This is a genomic window from Brevibacillus reuszeri (assembly GCF_001187725.1).
In the GTDB taxonomy this organism is placed as follows: domain Bacteria; phylum Bacillota; class Bacilli; order Brevibacillales; family Brevibacillaceae; genus Brevibacillus; species Brevibacillus reuszeri.
Map to the genome: position 1 here is coordinate 1,599,566 of NZ_LGIQ01000009.1, position 15,995 is coordinate 1,615,560.

Genomic DNA, 15,995 nt, shown 5'->3' on the forward strand with positions numbered 1-15,995 from the left:
GACATTGTCCCGTTTCCATAAATTTTTTGTTCCCCCCTCTATCTATTTTAAATAGATCACCCTTGTGAGCGTCGAGCTGAAATCGGCGCTCTCTTTTTTTGGGGTGGGACATGAGTGTGAGCTTGTTTTCTTTTTGTACTGGGGTAGAATAGGAAGCGATATCAGAATGAACGGAAAAGAGGATCGGACAACATGGAACAGATGATGAAAAGCATTTATATAGAGGGAAAAGAGGTTGAGCTGCAGGAGGAATTCCCGGTGCGGTTTGCCTGTATGGAGCATTTTGACCAGGAGCTGGATGAGTACGTCAATGATTATGAGGTAGCGCCGGATACGTATGCGGCACAGGCGGTTGAGGCTGAAGCGGTAAACAAGCGTTGCCGGGCTTGTGGAGAACCGGGGAAGATTGTGTTATTGCGAGAGAAAGGACTGTAGGTGAGAGTTGGAAGCATCCCGTCCCATTATTGGGAATGATACGGGATGCTTTTTTGTCGTTTGCTGAATCAGAGGAAGTTCTATAAAATTTTCCAAGTTGATATTGACATGTGCGACAACCTGTCGTATTTTAAACGTACGACAAGTTGTCGCACTAATAACCAGAGGTGTTACGATGAAAAAATTGGGACGGTTATCAGAAACGGAAATGGAGGTAATGGAGGGGATTTGGGAGTTAGCTGCTCCGGTAACAGTTGCACAGCTACTTGATATTTTCGAAAGCAAAGGTTGGAAGACCTCAACTGTATCTACAATTTTAAAGCGGCTAATTGAAAAAGGCTTTTTGACAAAATCAATGATTGGCAAGGCGAACTACTACGATCCTGCTTTGACTCTGGATGAATACAAAAAGTACGAGACACAAACCTTCTTAAGTCGTTTGTACAATGGGAAAGTGAAAAATTTTATAGCTGCTCTTGCTGACGATGGAGAACTCAGTCGTGATGACATAGCGGAGTTAAAAGAGTGGTTTGCGAAAAAGGAAGACAAGAAATGATGACTTTCCTGATGTCTCTAATGATTGGGTCATTCGTTGGTACGATAATATGGATTGTTCAAAGCAGTATAAAGCCTGTTACACAAAAAATATTTTCGCAGACTTGGCATTACTACACGGGATTGATCCCTGTATTTTTTCTGCTTGGTGGTTCAGAGATCCTAAGCAGGATGATTTCGTTTCTAGGATCGATTGTTGCCGTGACAGATACAAGTTCCAGAACGAGTATGATCGCTGAGCAATATATACCTGCTCAGCCAACTCTCTCATCGTTAATCAACCAACAGTTCGATAATCTCTTGCGGCTTCCATATTTGAGCGAAATGGTTCTGTTCGTCATTGTACTGTGGGCAGCAGGGGCCATTATTTTTCTTGTTTCGAATGTAAAAAATTACTATAAATTCAAGTTTTTAATTTTTGCTGAGAGTCGGGTATGCGATACTTTGCAATGTCCTGTACAGGTCATAGTAAGTGCTCATGCAACAACACCGATGCTCATCGGTTTGTGGAAACCAATGATCGTGCTGCCAGATACCCAGTTAGAAGATAAAGAGCTTGCCTTGATTCTCTCCCACGAGCTCGTTCATTTGCAGCGTTGCGACCTGTTTGTAAAGCTGCTTGTGCTCGTGGCAAATGCCGTCCATTGGTTTAATCCGGTTACCTATTTAATCAACAAGCAAATGAATATGCAATGTGAGCTCGCCTGTGATGAGAAAGTCGTTAAAGGAATGGATGCGGAGAGCAGAAGGTTGTACGGTGAAATGATTCTATCCATGCTCGAGTATGGAGTCAACCAGAGAAATATCGTTTTCACCAGCAGCTTTAGCAATTCAAAACGCTATATAAAAAGGAGACTTTCCAATCTGATGAAAGGGCAAGAAACAAAGAGATCGATTCTGTTGATGTCTTTTGTCGCGTTATTTGTATTGATTGGAGCAGGCGGACTTGCTGCGTATGTTGCCAAAACTACTTTGCCAGTAGATTTTTTGTCTGAGAAGGCCAGACGTGTTGTTGCACCATTAACTACTGTGTCGAGTGGCTACAATAAAATCAACGTTAAAGATATCGACGGTACCATGGTTGCTTACGATAAAAATGGGAATAGGCTGCCGGCAACACCGAAAGGAAGCGATGCTCCTGAGAAACTTACAGACAAGGAGCTCGTGGATCGCATTAAAAAACATTTAGAAAAGCAGCTTCCTGTGCCAGAGGGATATCTTGAGGCTTTGCCACAAAATGAGCGAGATGCGTTAAACGAGGCATATAGCATTCAGCTTCACAGTTCCAATTAGGGACGGTTAACCTATCTAAATAAAATGGGAGATGACAAAGTTGTTCGATACAAGGTTGAAATACATGCTGTTCAGTTTGCTTTTTGTTCTGATGATCGTGCCTATTGCGCAAGCCGCTGAGGAGGTTGAGGAATTTTTCTGGTCAGAATCTGTGCCACTCCCATCATGCAGCGGAGGAAGCAGGGGGGATGGAACACCTCCGAGTCAAGGTGGTGTGGTGATCGATGGCAAGAAAGTGATCATGGAGATTCCTTCTTGTGAAGAAGTGAAGAAAACACGTGTTTTAGTCCTTGTGAACGGAAAGTATTTGCATGTGAGAGGGGTTAAAGCTGAATCAGCACCATTCATTGAAAATGGACGAACCATGATTCCGTTGCGAGCAATGGCGGATGTATTCGGGTTTCAAACGAATTGGGAAGCAACTGAAGGAAAAATTACGCTTACCAAAGATGGTCGAAGCATTATTCTTCACATCGGGAAGTCGGAGATTATCGTTGACGGAAAGACAGAATATTTTGAAGGAGCAGTACCGATGACGAAAAACAGTCGGACATTTTTACCCGCCAGCAAGCTCGCTGAAATACTAGGAATTCAGGTTGTCTGGGATGGAACAACCAGAACTGCGACGTTTACCAGTGAATAGGATTTGTGCTTGATGTGTATCAGCCTCTAGACAAGGTTCCGTAAGGGACGAGTCTAGGGGATTTTTCGTTAAATGCGCGCTCTTCTAGCTATTCTGGGGTAGAATAAGGTAGGAAACCGGGAATGGAAATGACAAGCATGTTCAGACGATAGAAACGATTAGATATTCACGCGACAATGGGACAGATCGCGCTATGACATAGAGAAAGGACTGTAAGAGAACGTGCAGATTACGATTATTACGGTAGGGAAGCTTAAGGAAAAGTATTTGCGTGAAGGCATAGATGAATATAGCAAGCGCTTGTCGGCTTACTGTAAGCTGCAGGTCATAGAAGTGAACGACGAAAAAGCGCCTGAAGAGATGAGCGCGGCAGAGATGGAGCAGGTCAAGCGCAAGGAAGGCGAGCGCATCCTGGCGCAGATCAAGCAGGACCAGTATGTGATTGCGCTCGCGATTGATGGGCAGATGTGGTCATCGGAGAAGCTGTCGGCGGAGATGGACAAGCTCGCTTTGCATGGGCGTAGCCAAATTGCGTTTGTGATTGGAGGGTCGCTGGGGCTGGCTGATCAGGTGTTGAAGCGGGCGGATGCGTTGTTGTCGTTTTCGAAGATGACTTTTCCGCATCAGTTGGTGAGGCTGGTTCTACTTGAGCAGGTTTATCGGGCGTTTCGGATTAGTCGGGGGGAGCCATACCACAAGTAACGGCGAAAAATTTTAATATCTCAATCTATCTCAAACACCATTTTTTCACCCCACATAAAATAATTCCACACAAAAAGAATTTTTCAAATGACAGCCCAACATTTTTGTGCAATAATATCCATAATTACATACTGGTACCTTTAATTCAGTCCAGAGAGGCTGACAAGGACAGCGGAAAAATGATCATTGCTTGGGTAGCCTATGGGATATCCAACGTTCATTTATGTAGAAAAAGCTTCTTGTCAGGTATTGGCAAGAAGCTTTTTCATTTTCCTAATCGTCTAAAGTAATCGAAGTTTCCTTCGGTACCAGTTTCTAATCAACTAACTTATTGGGGGGAATTGGTATGTCTAACGTAGATAAGGAATTCTCGTTTCAGGCGGTGCCTCAGGCGAGTCGTAATGGATTTTGGAAGATTCTTGCGGTCATGCTCTCTTTCACTTTCTTTTCAGCAAGCATGTGGTCTGGAGGGACATTAGGAAGCGGGTTAACGTTTGTCCAGTTTATTTGGATCGTAATAACAGGTAACCTGATCCTGGGTCTATATACAGGCTCATTGGCTTATATTGCAGCAAAAACGGGGTTGTCCACCCATTTGTTGACGAAATATGCATTTGGTGAAAAAGGCTCGTATTTATCTTCCTTTTTATTAGCGACAACTCAAGTAGGGTGGTTTGGTGTCGGACTTGCGATGTTTGCTGTTCCCGTTGAAAAAGCGACTGGGATTAATGTGTATGTGTTAATTGCGATTTTAGGTTTAATGATGACAGCGTCCGCTATTTTTGGGATGAAGGCTTTAACCGTATTAGGATTTGTCGCCGTTCCTGCAATTGCTATTTTCGGGAGCTATTCTATGGTTGATGCAGCTGGAACAATCGGGGGGTTACAGGGCTTGCTCGCCTATCAACCAACTGAGACAATGGGTATTGCAGCAGCATTAACCATTTGTATCGGCTCTTTTATTAGTGGTGGTACGCTTACACCTGACTTTGCCCGTTTTGCCAAGACATCACGTTCAGCTGTTACGGCGATTGTGATTGCGTTCTTTCTCGGAAACTCACTGATGTTTTTGTTTGGTGCTGTAGGGGCCATTGCTTTTGGGAAAGCGGATGTCTCGGATATCATGTTTTTACAGGGTCTCATTATCCCTGCGATCATTGTACTCGGCTTAAATATTTGGACGACAAATGATAGTGCGTTATACGCTTCAGGGTTAGGCTTCGCCAATATTACGAAAATATCGAAGCATAAAGTGGTTGTCTTTAACGGAATTGTCGGTACAATCGCAGCTATGTGGCTTTATAATAACTTTGTTGGCTTTTTGACCATCCTAGGCTCCACGCTGCCATCGATTGGAGCGATTGTACTCGCAGATTACTTTCTTTTAAAGCGTGGAAAATACCAACCGTTTGAAACGATGCGTTTTAAAGCAGTGAATTGGGTTGCGATTGTCGCATGGGTATGTGGAGTTGTCATTGCAAAATTTGCACCAGGCATCCCTCCAATCAATGGATTATTAGGGTCTGCCATTATTTATGTCGTTGTGATGAAATGTCTGCCTCAGGAAAAATCATCGATGAGTAAAATAAATGAAAGTGGCGGTGTAATCAATGATAATTAAAAATGCAAAGCTTAGAGGGAAAGAAGGGCTTTGGCACCTACTACTAGAAGACGGCAAGTTCCATAAAGTGACGCAGGAACTTGGAGATGTGGAAGGCAAAGAAATTGTAGATGTGAATGGTTCTCTCGTCCTTCCACCGTTCATTGAGCCGCATATCCATTTGGACACAACATTAACAGCCGGTGAACCGGAGTGGAATATCAGTGGGACCTTGTTCGAAGGGATTCAAAGATGGTCGCAGCGAAAAGAAACATTAACAAGGGACGATGTGAAAACGAGAGCGAAAACAGCGCTAAAATGGCAAATTGCTCAAGGGATTCAGCACGTCCGTACACATGTAGATGTAACCGATCCAGAGCTAACAGCCCTGAAAGCAATGCTGGAAGTTAAGGAAGAACTGGCATCCTTCGTAGATATTCAGCTTGTTGCGTTTCCACAAGAAGGGATCCTTTCCTATCCGAATGGGGTCGAGTTGCTTGAGGAATCATTGAAGATGGGCGCAGATGTAGTCGGTGGCATCCCTCATTTTGAATTTACGAGAGAATATGGTGTGGATTCATTAAAAATAGTCTTTGACCTGGCTGAAAAGTATGACCGATTGGTTGACATTCATTGCGATGAAATCGATGATGAACAATCACGCTTTGTTGAGGTTGTCGCGAAAGAGGCATACGAACGTGGAATCGGTACGCGTACAACAGCGAGCCATACAACGGCAATGGGCTCTTACAATGATGCCTATACGTATAAATTATTCCGTCTGTTAAAGCTTTCTTCCATTAATTTTGTATCGAACCCACTAGTGAATATTCACCTTCAAGGGCGATTTGATACGTATCCAAAAAGACGAGGTCTGACACGGGTAAAAGAGCTGCAGGAAGCTGGGCTGAATGTTTGCTTTGGCCACGACGATATTTTTGACCCGTGGTATCCGCTGGGAACAGGAAATATGCTTCAAGTCTTGCATATGGGCATCCATGCTTCGCAATTAATGGGCTATGAGCAAATTGTCAATTCCATTGATTTGATCACGAAAAACAGCGCCAAAACACTGCACATTGAAGAGACTTACGGAATTGAGGAAGGCAAACCAGCTAATTTCATTGTCTTGTCTGCGGAAAATGAATATGAAGCCATTCGCAAGCAAGCGGTGGTTACGTATTCCTTTAGAAATGGAAAGCAAATTGCCAAAACAAAACCAAGTGAAACAACGATCACTCTTGATCAAAAGGAAGAGAACGTTACTTTTAATAGGTAGGAGACAATGATGCGCAGCCTTAATAGGGTTGCGCTTTTTTTTACAGGCATTACACGATAGAGCGAGGTCAAAAAAATCAGCAAAAAACCCACGTAAATGTCGTGTCTTTTACGTGGGTTAGATGGTATGCAAGTAGTTTTAGACTCTAGCTGCCCATATTTCAATTTCTATTTTTATTTCTGGTAATCCTAATTCAGAAAGATAACCAATCGTCATTGCCGGATAATTACTCCCGAACAATTCCTCCCATTTTGCATAAAGATAATCCCAATCTATTTTTTGAGTAGCCCATATATTTACTTTGATAATATGTTCTGCTGTTAATTCCTCTGCGTGTAATACGGTTTGTATATTGTTAAACGTATTCTCTATTTGTTCGTTCATACTGTCGGGTATCTCACCATTCTGATCTGCCCCGATTTGACCAGAAGCAACATACCACTCTGCATTTCGCGGAATCTTCGTAATATGCGTGTAGTTACCTACTGGGTTATACATACCTGCCGGGTTTTTCCTAACGATTTTTGCATTTTCCATTTTATATGACCTCGCAATCTAAAGTTTTCTGCTATCTTGACTATGCATTCATTTTTGGACAGACTTCTCCCGTAAAATGAATTCTAGAAAAAAACAGCAGTAGAGTATCCATATCCAAAAGATATACAGCGTAGGGACTTTTTCTTCATGGATGGATTACTCCTTTCTTGTAGATACGAAGTGAATGCTATGAATAGATTGTAGCCAAAATAATAGGTTGAGTCAAAATGGATTGATCGGTGACGATATACGTGCATCGTTTTTGTGGTAAATTTGCACATATGCAACCGCTAGTTGACAACCTTCAAGGCATGGTTGCTAGCAATGCAACCTAAGCTTTTGCAATGATAATAACAACGAAAGGAGTGTAGATAATGACTATATCAAACAGAATACAAACTTTGAGAAAGGCAAAAGGAATTTCTCAAGAAGGGCTTGCAGAAAAAATAGGCGTATCACGGCAGGCAGTCTCAAAATGGGAAAGTGAACAATCTACCCCTGAACTGGATAAAATCGTTTTGTTGAGCGATTTCTTTGAAGTGACGACAGATTATCTTCTTAAAGGCAAAGGTACCGAAAATGAAGGCAATCAAAAAAGAGATATCAATGCTCATATTTTTACGGTGGTAGCTACAGCACTTCATTTTTTTGGTGTAATTTTAGCTTGCTTTATTTGGTATGAAAAACAGCATACAATCGCAACTGTAATAGGGTTTATCTTTTTAGCACTTGGTCTTATCGTTTTTACAGTAGGAATGTATGTTTCTTCAAAAGAAACGAAGACAACAGCAAAGAGAAATTTTTGGTTGCTCAATATATGGCTCATTAGTTTTATTCCATTTTCAGTTATCTACAACATCTTACGTATAGACATACCGGCTCCATATCCGATGTCACCCAAGTCATATATTTACGACCAGCCATTTTGGATAGTTTACATTTTGGTATGTTCATCGGTTATGTTTTTTCAATTTAAATCTAGCGCAAGAAAATGAGCATAACCCTAACTAGATTACAATCGGAATAGAAGCGTTATGATAATTGACAGATACATCTGCCGGACTAAACTGGGAAATTACAGAAAATAGGTAACATAACAAAGCTGAGACGTATCAAGGAGCTGCTACCGCATGCTCCTTTTATTTTTACAAGATGTAATTCAAGTTACAGAAATGAAGCCGCAAAAGTAATAAACTATGAATAGAAAAAGCAAACTGCTAAAAGCAGGACGAGAGGAAGTTGGCGGCGAATGAGCATGAAGAAAAAGATCGTATCTGTTGGCGGTGTATTTATTGTAGGTGTACTTTTCGGTTCGGCCCTTATGTATAACGATTCGTTCTATCATACGGTCAATCATGCAATAGGAAAAGGTGCAACACAGAATTCAATCGTATCATCAGGTAATGCGGGCGGGGTAGAGACGATTAATGTAAACACTATGGATATGGAAACGGCTATGATGGCTGTTCAAGGAGAACGCGCAAAACTGCTGGAAAAGCAGCTACAGGATCAAATTAAAGCCGTGCAGGATAAGAACGAGCAAATAGCTAAATTAAATGATGCTCAGTCCAAGCTTCGTGAGTTACAGGCAGATGCCCATAACGATCAGGGTATGAATGAAGAGCAGAAAGAAGCCTTGAAAAAGGCAATGGAAGGTGCTGGGCTTAACACAAAGCTGCCAGAAAACAAAGAAGAGCTCGATGCGTTGGAGTCGCAAATAAGAAATCAAATCGATGCTTCATCGAATTCGCAACAAATGGACATGCTTCGTTTGCAAAGTCTGAGTAATAAACGAAACGAAGCCTTCGACACTATGTCGAACTTCATCAAGAAGATGCAGGATTCCAGAAGCAGCATTATTGGCAATATGAGATAAGGGAAGTTGAGTAGATGTCCTCCGAAGATTTCTTCCATGGGCGAAGATCTTCTTTTGATCGAGCGGACTTAATCCTGAGTGGGCTTGTGATTTTGGCGGCAGATTAAATAAAGGGCTGATGAATATGAAAAGTATCTTGTTCAAGTATCTGCGCCAATACACATCTCTTACAGAAGAACAGCAGCAGGCAATCGTCGATGAAATCCTGATAGAGGAATATAAAAAGGGAACCGTGCTCCTCAGACAAGGAGAGGTTCCGGCAAAATGCTACTTCGTTTTGAAGGGATGCGTAAGGCAGTACGCGATTGATGAAGCGGGTAATGAGGTTACCTCCAATTTCTTCACGGAAGAGCAAGGCGTCTCGATTCACAATCGTCATCAACAAAATAAGACGTCTCCCTACACCTTCGCTTGTCTGGAAGACTGTGTATTGGTCGTTGGCGATTTGAACGATGAACCGGACATGTTTCACAAGCACTCCCAGTTGGAAACCATGGTGCGCAAGATGGTAGAGGAAAGCCTGGGCGAGATCCAGGATGAATGGACTTCATTTATCGCTTCCACGCCCGAAGAACGTTATAAAGCGCTATTGCGAAAAAGACCGAGTCTGGTCAATCGTGTACCACAGCATCAATTGGCGAGCTATCTTGGAATTACGCCCGAGTCTTTAAGTCGCATCAAAAAGCGGATCAATACGACTGAATGATGAAACGGATCATGCACGCTTGGGGAGCTTTCCTCCTTTGACCAGCAGCCATATCCCGAAGCCTAATTCTCCGGCAACCATTGGCAACATGAATACGAGATTCAGTATGGCAATCAGGCTATCATATTGCGTGAAAAACGTTTTGCTCAGGTGAATGATGATATAGCCGATAGAAGCAAGGAGCAATAAAATACTGATCACTTTCGGTATACTGCTAGATTGAAGAGCCACATACCCGATCATCAATAGATGGGCACCAAAAACAATCAAACCAATCGACCAGATCGCTTCAAATGCCTGGAGAAACAGGAGCATGAACGACTGAACTTGTTCGATTTTGATCACGGATAAACCGGTTGAATCTGTCGCGAGCAGAAGCACAACGATCAAACTCAGTATGGCAATTCCCAATATCGTCGAATAGATGAGACGAAGCCATGCAGCGAGCAGGGACAGGCTTTTATTGATTGGCTTCAAGAAGATATAAAGAGCCCATGCGACGATGATGTCACTGATCAGGATGATGAGCCACCCAAAAATCTCGCCTTTGAAAAGACTGATTGAAGTGGTGATGTTGGTATAGGTGGTGCTAGCATCCCCTGTCACCACAAGGCTTTCATGGACAAAGCCATAGGAGAAAAAGGCAGCGAGTGCCATAATGATGATGGAAGTTCCTGCAATGACCGCAGACTTTCGCTCAGATAGTGTAGCCATAAAATATCCTCCTCAATGGAACTGGATGAATTCCATTTTAATGAGGAGGAGTATGACTTTCATTGACTTAAATCAAGAGAACGCTTCTTATCCCAAAAGCGCCTGTAATTGGGCAAGCCCTTCTTTTAGCGGCGGCTGTGCCTGTTTGGCTGCTTTCGCAAGCTTGTCCGGGCTCCCGAATATCCGGTATAACACCAGCTCGCGTTCATAGCTGTCTTTGTCATTTAAAGCCTGCACAAGCGCATCAGCCAGCTCAGGACTGTCGATGGTAATATTTTTAACCCGTTTGCCTTCCTCGTTACCACCCAGCAAAATGGACACGAGCGTTGGCATATGCTCCACCTTTAAGCCATGAGCCTCGACAAATGCCTCCGCGTAGCTGTCCTGCACCAATTGATGCTCCGAATCAACCAGCTCCATATAACGGCGGACCAAAGGAAAATACGATTCGCTGTACAAGCCGAGGCCAAACACGGCATAGGTGCCCGGCATCACTGATTTCTCTCCTGGCTCTACATCACCATACCATGCAAACTCTTCCATAGCCGTATCCGCATATTCCGCAAGCTTCGGGAACAGGGACGGATAGGTGAGTGCATTTGCAAAAAACTGATGCAGTTTCGATTTCGCCAATTGCTTCATAGGCAAAAGATGCTTTTGGCTGCTTTTCAGCTTCAGCTTGTATTCTTTGGGAAAGCCGTCCCGCAGCAGGTGAATGAGATAATCCAATGCTTCTTCGTATGCTTTTTCTTCTTCAGAGACGATCTTGATTTCAATCGCCTGCATCACATCATTATTGCTGCATTCCACAAGCTCTCCCCGATATTTACTTGCAAACTTCCCGCTGCCCACCTTCAGATAGTCCACTGCACGCTTTGAGCCTAACTGGGCGGCGAGCTCTAGATACTTTTGTCGAGTATCCGGCTGGGTGCCCCCGATCTGCGAAGCCACATAAAGGAAGAAATTCATTTCCTCGGTATCAACATTGCCACGCTCAGACTGCTCCTTGACTGTCCAATCGTGCCCAAAGTCTCCTGCGCGATCAAAATGCTGCGGCAGAAAGGATTCCTCTGCCCAGTTTTTGAAAGCCGAGGTGTAATGCCCGATCCACTCCGCTTTCCGTTTTGGGTTCTGATGGAGCTTGTCGGAGAGACGACGGATCAATGGCGCAATCTCTTCCTCTGTCTGTTTCATCACGTCCGGATTGATCAAGAGATATGCGAAGAAAAACATGTCTGTTTCATCCGGGAGAACAGGTGGATCAGGAACAATCTTTGTTTGAATAAAATGCTCCAGTGACTTTTGCAGCTCAGCAAGCTTTGGTTCATGTAGGAGCTGGCGTTGCAGACTTATCACAGACTGTTTTCGTTCGAATTCAAACACAACTTCAAATCGGTAATCAAAAAAGCGGGGACCGAGCTCATCCGAGCGGAACAAGTTCTCTACAAGCTGACACAAGGCGGGAAAGAATTCTTCGGTAAGCTGTTTGTCCGTCAATTCTGAGATATAAGGACCGGCGCTGATTTTATAGGAGCTGTCACTCCAGGAGAAGGGCTCGTAAATATCGATATGAATCGCACCGTTTGCCCAGTTAAGCTTGCCTTTTCTCCAAGCCACACGAAGATAATCCTTGATTCCTGCCTGTAATCGGCTTTGCTTTTTCAGTTCATGTATTCTTTGACTCTCTTTTGAGTAAATTACAGTGACTTCCTTCCACACATCATGCAGAAAAGCTTCTACAGCCTGATTCAACGAGCAATCCTCCCAATTTATCATCTGATTTCCTTTAATTGTAAGGGTTTGCTGGGGTGATTTATAGAGTCAAAAGACTCGGAACGTTATCAGGGATATATCGGCGAATGAAAAACGAAAAATGACACCGAAATGTAAATTATTTTTCGTGATTAATTTATACCAGTGGAGAGCAAATCAGGAATCAAAAATGGGAAATTGGAAACGGTAAGGAGAGATAAAATTTCTGCATGGAAAAGGGGATAAGCCTTGATTTCTAAACGTTTTTTGGGCTATTCGGGCTTGGTTTTTCCTCTATACAGCTTGAAAATTTCATGCCTCTCATTTGTCTGCTTTGAGATAGCACATAACTATCAATATATAGCAAATATTTTATTCCAAAGACAAAAGTGTTACACTATACACAGGTTGTAATTATTCCAGAAAAGGTGTGTACTAGGTAGCACCCTGACTTGCAACGGGGCCAGATCAGGAGCCGCCTGCATCTTTTCTCCAAATACCAGCGAGTTAGGACGGTAAAAATGAGTAACAGACAAATGCAAACAGACGTTATCTTAATTGGTGCCGGCATCATGAGTGCGACTCTAGGGTCACTATTGAAGGAATTAATGCCAGACTGGAAAATTACAGTGTTCGAAAAACTCTCCAAAGCGGGAGAGGAAAGCTCTAACGAGTGGAACAATGCGGGAACGGGGCATGCTGCACTCTGTGAGCTGAACTACACGACCGAAAAGAAAGACGGGTCTGTAGACATTAGCAAAGCCATTAAAATTAATGAGCAGTTTCAGGTTTCCATGCAGTTTTGGTCTTACCTTGTGAACAACAAGCTGATCAGTAACCCGCATGATTTTATTATGCCATTGCCGCACATGAGCTTGGTGCAAGGGGAGAATGATGTATCGTTTTTGAAAAAGCGTTTCGAAGCGATGACGAACAATCCACTGTTCCAAGGTATGGAGTTCTCGGATGATCCAGAGAAACTGATGGAATGGCTTCCGCTCGTTATGAAAGACCGTATCTCGAATGAGCCGATTGCAGCAACAAAAATCGACTCTGGTACGGACGTTAACTTTGGTGCTTTGACTCGTATGCTGTTTGAGCACTTGCAAAGTAAAGATGTTGAAATTAACTACGAGCACAGTGTTGAGAATATAAACCGTAATGGCGACGGTTCTTGGCAATTGAAAGTGAAAAATCTCAATAACGGAAGCATCGAACGCCATTCGGCCAAATTCGTCTTCATCGGAGGCGGAGGCGGTAGCTTGCACTTGCTGCAAAAATCGGGTATTCCTGAAGGAAAGCATATCGGCGGATTCCCTGTAAGTGGTATCTTCATGGTATGTAATAATCAGGAAGTTGTTGAGCAGCATCATGCAAAAGTATACGGAAAAGCGAAGGTTGGCGCTCCGCCAATGTCCGTTCCGCATCTTGACACACGCTATATCGATCATAAAAAGTCGTTGCTGTTTGGCCCATTTGCAGGCTTTTCACCAAAGTTCTTAAAAACAGGCTCCATGCTCGACTTGGTTACTTCGGTAAAACCAAACAATGTTTTAACGATGCTAGCAGCTGGTGCAAAAGAAATGTCTCTGACCAAATACTTGATCCAGCAAGTTATGTTATCGAAGGAACAGCGCATGGAAGAGCTGCGTGAGTTTATCCCGAACGCAAAAAGCGAGGATTGGGATTTAGTCGTAGCGGGTCAACGTGTACAGGTAATCAAGGATACAGAGGCTGGCGGCAAAGGAACACTTCAATTTGGTACGGAAGTCATTACAGCTGCTGATGGCTCGATTGCAGCTCTGCTTGGTGCTTCCCCTGGTGCTTCTACAGCCGTTTCTGTCATGCTTGAGGTTATGAAAAAATGCTTCCCGCAGCATATCAATGCATGGGAGCCGAAAATAAAAGAAATGATTCCTTCTCATGGTTTATCTTTACTGGAGAACCCAGAGCTTCTGGAAGAAATTCATGCTACAACGGCAAAGGTGCTTGGCTTAAAAAGCGAACCGGCCCTCGTTAACTAAACAGCCCCCTAAAATCATCATCAAAAGCAGGTCATAAATAAGTGGCGTCCGGTAATCCGGGCGCTTTTTATTTTGCTTTCAGAAAAGATTATTGGGTCACAAGTACCATTTTTTCAGGACTTTTTTCAGATTCAAAGGAATATTTTTGAAATTGTGGAATGACTAAAGAGATTTTCATTGCCTCTATAGTCAATCTCCCAGGATGAAACAGGAGGAGTTATCATGTACATGGTGTCACAGCCAAAGGCGTTATCCGATGACCAAAACAAAAAGCTTGCACAGGAGGAGGTTACGGCTTATCCACCTGGCTACCTTTTATTTTTGCAACGATTCGGGGAAGGAAATTACAGAGGGTGGATGAATGTCCATTTACCAGACACAGAGGTGCTGAAGCCTTTTGCCGAGTACGATTTATGGGAGCATGACGCAGACAGCCCGATTACCCAGGAACAGATTGGACAATGTGTCGCTATAGGTGCAACGGTGGACGGTGATTTTCTCGCAGTGCATCCTCCGACGGCCCAGCTGCTTTGGCTGCCTCGGCATGAGGAGTATGTGAGGGCTATTTTGCTACAGGAGCGGGAGCAGAATGATGAAGAGTTGTTCGCTTGGGTGCTGGATGAAATTTATCATCAGGTGTATCGAACCAGCCAGCAAGAAGCTGTTTATTTTGAACCATGGACAGACTCTGGGAAGCATGTTTTTTTGCGTTTGCCGCCGGGACAGGATCAATTGTCGCTGCAGGAGCTGGCAGGAATGTGCCGAGTCTCGCTTCCGCCTGATCTTTCCATTGAAAACGAATATACGTGCCGCATGTTCTATAGACATTTCGGCGGCTATGTAAGGTTTAACTATGCCAACGGGCAAGAGGTGGCAATCAAGTATGAGCAGGACGAGCAGCAGGCGTTTGCCGCTATCGAGCAATGGCTTTTGTCAAAAGGGTGCGAAAGGTATCCCTCTTGAGCAGAGGATGAATAAAATTCAGGTGGTGTTGTAGTGGAGAAGCATGCGAAAGAAATCGATGCTGTGATCGAGAAGATGCAAGGCATTTTACAGGCGATGCGTGAACAGGACCCTGACTTTTACGCGAAGTACCCGATGCAGCTGATCACCGAAGCAGAGGAGCAGGCGATACAAAGCGTTTCAGAAAAATGGCGTCTGCCTGCGGATTATCTGTACTTTTTGAAGCAGTATGTTCCCGAGTCAGTTAGCTGGAACACCGACGAATATATCAATCTGGATATTTACGGGGCAAAGGATCTTCTGGAGGGTCAATGCGGGTACAATTACAATCCAGTTACCGATGAAGTCATTACGGAATGGCCAAGCGACTATCTGGTCATTGCTTCTGATGAAGGCGATCCTTATTGTATCGATCTCTCCAGAGAGGATACGGTCATTTATACAGCCGAGCATGGAACAGGCTCCTGGGATTTTTCCGTTGCCTATGACAATCTGGTGAGTTTCTGCACAGCGTATTGCAACCTCGAGGGGGCGAGGAGCTGCTGGAATACGATGAGGTAGAATATGATTACTACAACATTTTTCTCACTGGCGCTGGCAGCGATAAGATAAAAACATTGCTGTTCATCAAAAAAATGTTCTCTTGTGATTATTCGCAAGCAAAAGCGTATTTGGATGCTGTGCCTTTGTTGATCTTTAAAGGAATTGACCAAGGTGCTGCTAGGATCGAGGACGAGCTGACGGGAATCGGTGCCGATTATGAAAGGCAGCAAATCAGTTTTGGGGAATTTATTGCCCAGTCTGCGAAGAGATGAGGCTTTTGTTCTAGAAAATTAACTGTGATCCGGGAACCGGGTAGTCAAGTTGACATTTTAACCTACAAGATGTAGTTTTATATATAACTACATCTTGTAGA

The 15,995-nt window shown here is 43.6% G+C and carries 17 protein-coding genes; 14 read left to right on the top strand and 3 right to left on the bottom strand.

Translation table 11 applies throughout. The annotated features are described in order from the left end of the window. Positions 1 to 192: 192 nt before the first annotated feature. The 7 genes from ADS79_RS22015 (at position 193) to ADS79_RS22045 (ending at position 6,507) form a co-directional block, all read left to right on the top strand. Complete coding sequence (locus ADS79_RS22015; RefSeq protein ID WP_174769590.1) at positions 193 to 435, top strand: CxxH/CxxC protein; 243 nt, start codon at positions 193 to 195, stop codon at positions 433 to 435. A gap of 175 nt (positions 436 to 610) precedes the next feature. Beyond that, positions 611 to 991 (top strand): BlaI/MecI/CopY family transcriptional regulator, encoded by a 381-nt coding sequence (locus ADS79_RS22020; protein ID WP_049740496.1) that lies wholly within the window; start codon positions 611 to 613, stop codon positions 989 to 991. Beyond that, positions 988 to 2,283 (top strand): M56 family metallopeptidase, encoded by a 1,296-nt coding sequence (locus tag ADS79_RS22025; protein WP_049740497.1) that lies wholly within the window; start codon positions 988 to 990, stop codon positions 2,281 to 2,283. Before ADS79_RS22020 ends, ADS79_RS22025 begins: the two co-directional genes overlap by 4 nt. Positions 2,284 to 2,323: 40 nt before the next feature. After that, positions 2,324 to 2,926 carry a copper amine oxidase N-terminal domain-containing protein gene (locus ADS79_RS22030; protein WP_049740498.1) on the top strand — a complete coding sequence of 201 codons (603 nt, stop codon included), beginning with the start codon at positions 2,324 to 2,326 and terminating at the stop codon, positions 2,924 to 2,926. Between the two features lie 222 nt (positions 2,927 to 3,148). Next, entirely contained in the window at positions 3,149 to 3,628 is a 480-nt protein-coding gene (gene rlmH, locus ADS79_RS22035; protein WP_049740499.1) for a 23S rRNA (pseudouridine(1915)-N(3))-methyltransferase RlmH, read from the top strand. Between the two features lie 346 nt (positions 3,629 to 3,974). Then, a complete protein-coding gene (gene codB / locus ADS79_RS22040; RefSeq protein ID WP_049740500.1) occupies positions 3,975 to 5,249 on the top strand; it encodes a cytosine permease in 1,275 nt (424 codons plus the stop codon). Continuing rightward, positions 5,239 to 6,507: a cytosine deaminase gene (locus ADS79_RS22045; protein ID WP_049740501.1), complete on the top strand. Its 1,269-nt coding sequence runs from the start codon at positions 5,239 to 5,241 to the stop codon at positions 6,505 to 6,507. The genes codB and ADS79_RS22045 overlap by 11 nt, the downstream gene beginning before the upstream one ends. 138 nt (positions 6,508 to 6,645) lie before the next feature. Here ADS79_RS22045 and ADS79_RS22050 read toward each other — a convergent pair whose 3' ends face one another. Further along, positions 6,646 to 7,044 (bottom strand): RidA family protein, encoded by a 399-nt coding sequence (locus ADS79_RS22050; protein WP_049740502.1) that lies wholly within the window; start codon positions 7,042 to 7,044, stop codon positions 6,646 to 6,648. A 374-nt stretch (positions 7,045 to 7,418) separates the two neighbouring features. On the opposite strand from ADS79_RS22050, the gene ADS79_RS22055 reads away from it, so the two are divergent. The 3 genes from ADS79_RS22055 (at position 7,419) to ADS79_RS22065 (ending at position 9,626) form a co-directional block, all read left to right on the top strand. Then, the gene (locus ADS79_RS22055) at positions 7,419 to 8,039 is read left to right on the top strand and encodes a helix-turn-helix domain-containing protein (protein ID WP_049740503.1); all 621 of its coding nucleotides are present in this window, start codon (positions 7,419 to 7,421) and stop codon (positions 8,037 to 8,039) included. A gap of 254 nt (positions 8,040 to 8,293) precedes the next feature. Further along, entirely contained in the window at positions 8,294 to 8,920 is a 627-nt protein-coding gene (locus ADS79_RS22060; RefSeq protein WP_049740504.1) for a hypothetical protein, read from the top strand. A gap of 124 nt (positions 8,921 to 9,044) precedes the next feature. After that, positions 9,045 to 9,626 (top strand): Crp/Fnr family transcriptional regulator, encoded by a 582-nt coding sequence (locus ADS79_RS22065; RefSeq protein WP_049740505.1) that lies wholly within the window; start codon positions 9,045 to 9,047, stop codon positions 9,624 to 9,626. A gap of 9 nt (positions 9,627 to 9,635) precedes the next feature. On the opposite strand, the gene ADS79_RS22070 is transcribed toward ADS79_RS22065, so the two are convergent. Together ADS79_RS22070 and ADS79_RS22075 are read right to left on the bottom strand one after the other, a co-directional pair. Further along, a complete protein-coding gene (locus ADS79_RS22070) occupies positions 9,636 to 10,340 on the bottom strand; it encodes a DUF4386 domain-containing protein (protein ID WP_049740506.1) in 705 nt (234 codons plus the stop codon). A gap of 87 nt (positions 10,341 to 10,427) precedes the next feature. After that, positions 10,428 to 12,092: a DUF6138 family protein gene (locus ADS79_RS22075; RefSeq protein WP_049740507.1), complete on the bottom strand. Its 1,665-nt coding sequence runs from the start codon at positions 12,090 to 12,092 to the stop codon at positions 10,428 to 10,430. Positions 12,093 to 12,571: 479 nt separating this feature from the next. On the opposite strand from ADS79_RS22075, the gene ADS79_RS22080 reads away from it, so the two are divergent. The 4 genes from ADS79_RS22080 to ADS79_RS36250 all read left to right on the top strand — a co-directional run bounded on the left by ADS79_RS22080 (position 12,572) and on the right by ADS79_RS36250 (position 15,894). Continuing rightward, positions 12,572 to 14,116 carry a malate:quinone oxidoreductase gene (locus ADS79_RS22080; RefSeq protein WP_255323315.1) on the top strand — a complete coding sequence of 515 codons (1,545 nt, stop codon included), beginning with the start codon at positions 12,572 to 12,574 and terminating at the stop codon, positions 14,114 to 14,116. Between the two features lie 222 nt (positions 14,117 to 14,338). Beyond that, positions 14,339 to 15,079, top strand: coding sequence for a hypothetical protein (locus ADS79_RS22085; RefSeq protein WP_049740509.1), 741 nt, complete (start codon positions 14,339 to 14,341; stop codon positions 15,077 to 15,079). A 33-nt stretch (positions 15,080 to 15,112) separates the two neighbouring features. Beyond that, positions 15,113 to 15,640: an SMI1/KNR4 family protein gene (locus tag ADS79_RS22090; protein WP_236700052.1), complete on the top strand. Its 528-nt coding sequence runs from the start codon at positions 15,113 to 15,115 to the stop codon at positions 15,638 to 15,640. Continuing rightward, a complete protein-coding gene (locus tag ADS79_RS36250) occupies positions 15,595 to 15,894 on the top strand; it encodes a calponin homology domain-containing protein (RefSeq protein WP_236700053.1) in 300 nt (99 codons plus the stop codon). Before ADS79_RS22090 ends, ADS79_RS36250 begins: the two co-directional genes overlap by 46 nt. Positions 15,895 to 15,995 lie beyond the last annotated feature (101 nt).

Bases quoted from the DNA above. Each gene is read 5' to 3' on its own strand.
- ADS79_RS22045 (WP_049740501.1), top strand. From the start codon at position 5,239: ATGATAATTAAAAATGCAAAGCTTAGAGGGAAAGAAGGGCTTTGGCAC.
- ADS79_RS22020 (WP_049740496.1), top strand. From the start codon at position 611: ATGAAAAAATTGGGACGGTTATCAGAAACGGAAATGGAGGTAATGGAG.
- ADS79_RS22015 (WP_174769590.1), top strand. From the start codon at position 193: ATGGAACAGATGATGAAAAGCATTTATATAGAGGGAAAAGAGGTTGAG.
- ADS79_RS22065 (WP_049740505.1), top strand. From the start codon at position 9,045: ATGAAAAGTATCTTGTTCAAGTATCTGCGCCAATACACATCTCTTACA.
- ADS79_RS22050 (WP_049740502.1), bottom strand. From the start codon at position 7,044: ATGGAAAATGCAAAAATCGTTAGGAAAAACCCGGCAGGTATGTATAAC.
- ADS79_RS22070 (WP_049740506.1), bottom strand. From the start codon at position 10,340: ATGGCTACACTATCTGAGCGAAAGTCTGCGGTCATTGCAGGAACTTCC.
- ADS79_RS22060 (WP_049740504.1), top strand. From the start codon at position 8,294: ATGAGCATGAAGAAAAAGATCGTATCTGTTGGCGGTGTATTTATTGTA.
- ADS79_RS22055 (WP_049740503.1), top strand. From the start codon at position 7,419: ATGACTATATCAAACAGAATACAAACTTTGAGAAAGGCAAAAGGAATT.
- codB (WP_049740500.1), top strand. From the start codon at position 3,975: ATGTCTAACGTAGATAAGGAATTCTCGTTTCAGGCGGTGCCTCAGGCG.
- ADS79_RS22085 (WP_049740509.1), top strand. From the start codon at position 14,339: ATGTACATGGTGTCACAGCCAAAGGCGTTATCCGATGACCAAAACAAA.
- ADS79_RS22025 (WP_049740497.1), top strand. From the start codon at position 988: ATGATGACTTTCCTGATGTCTCTAATGATTGGGTCATTCGTTGGTACG.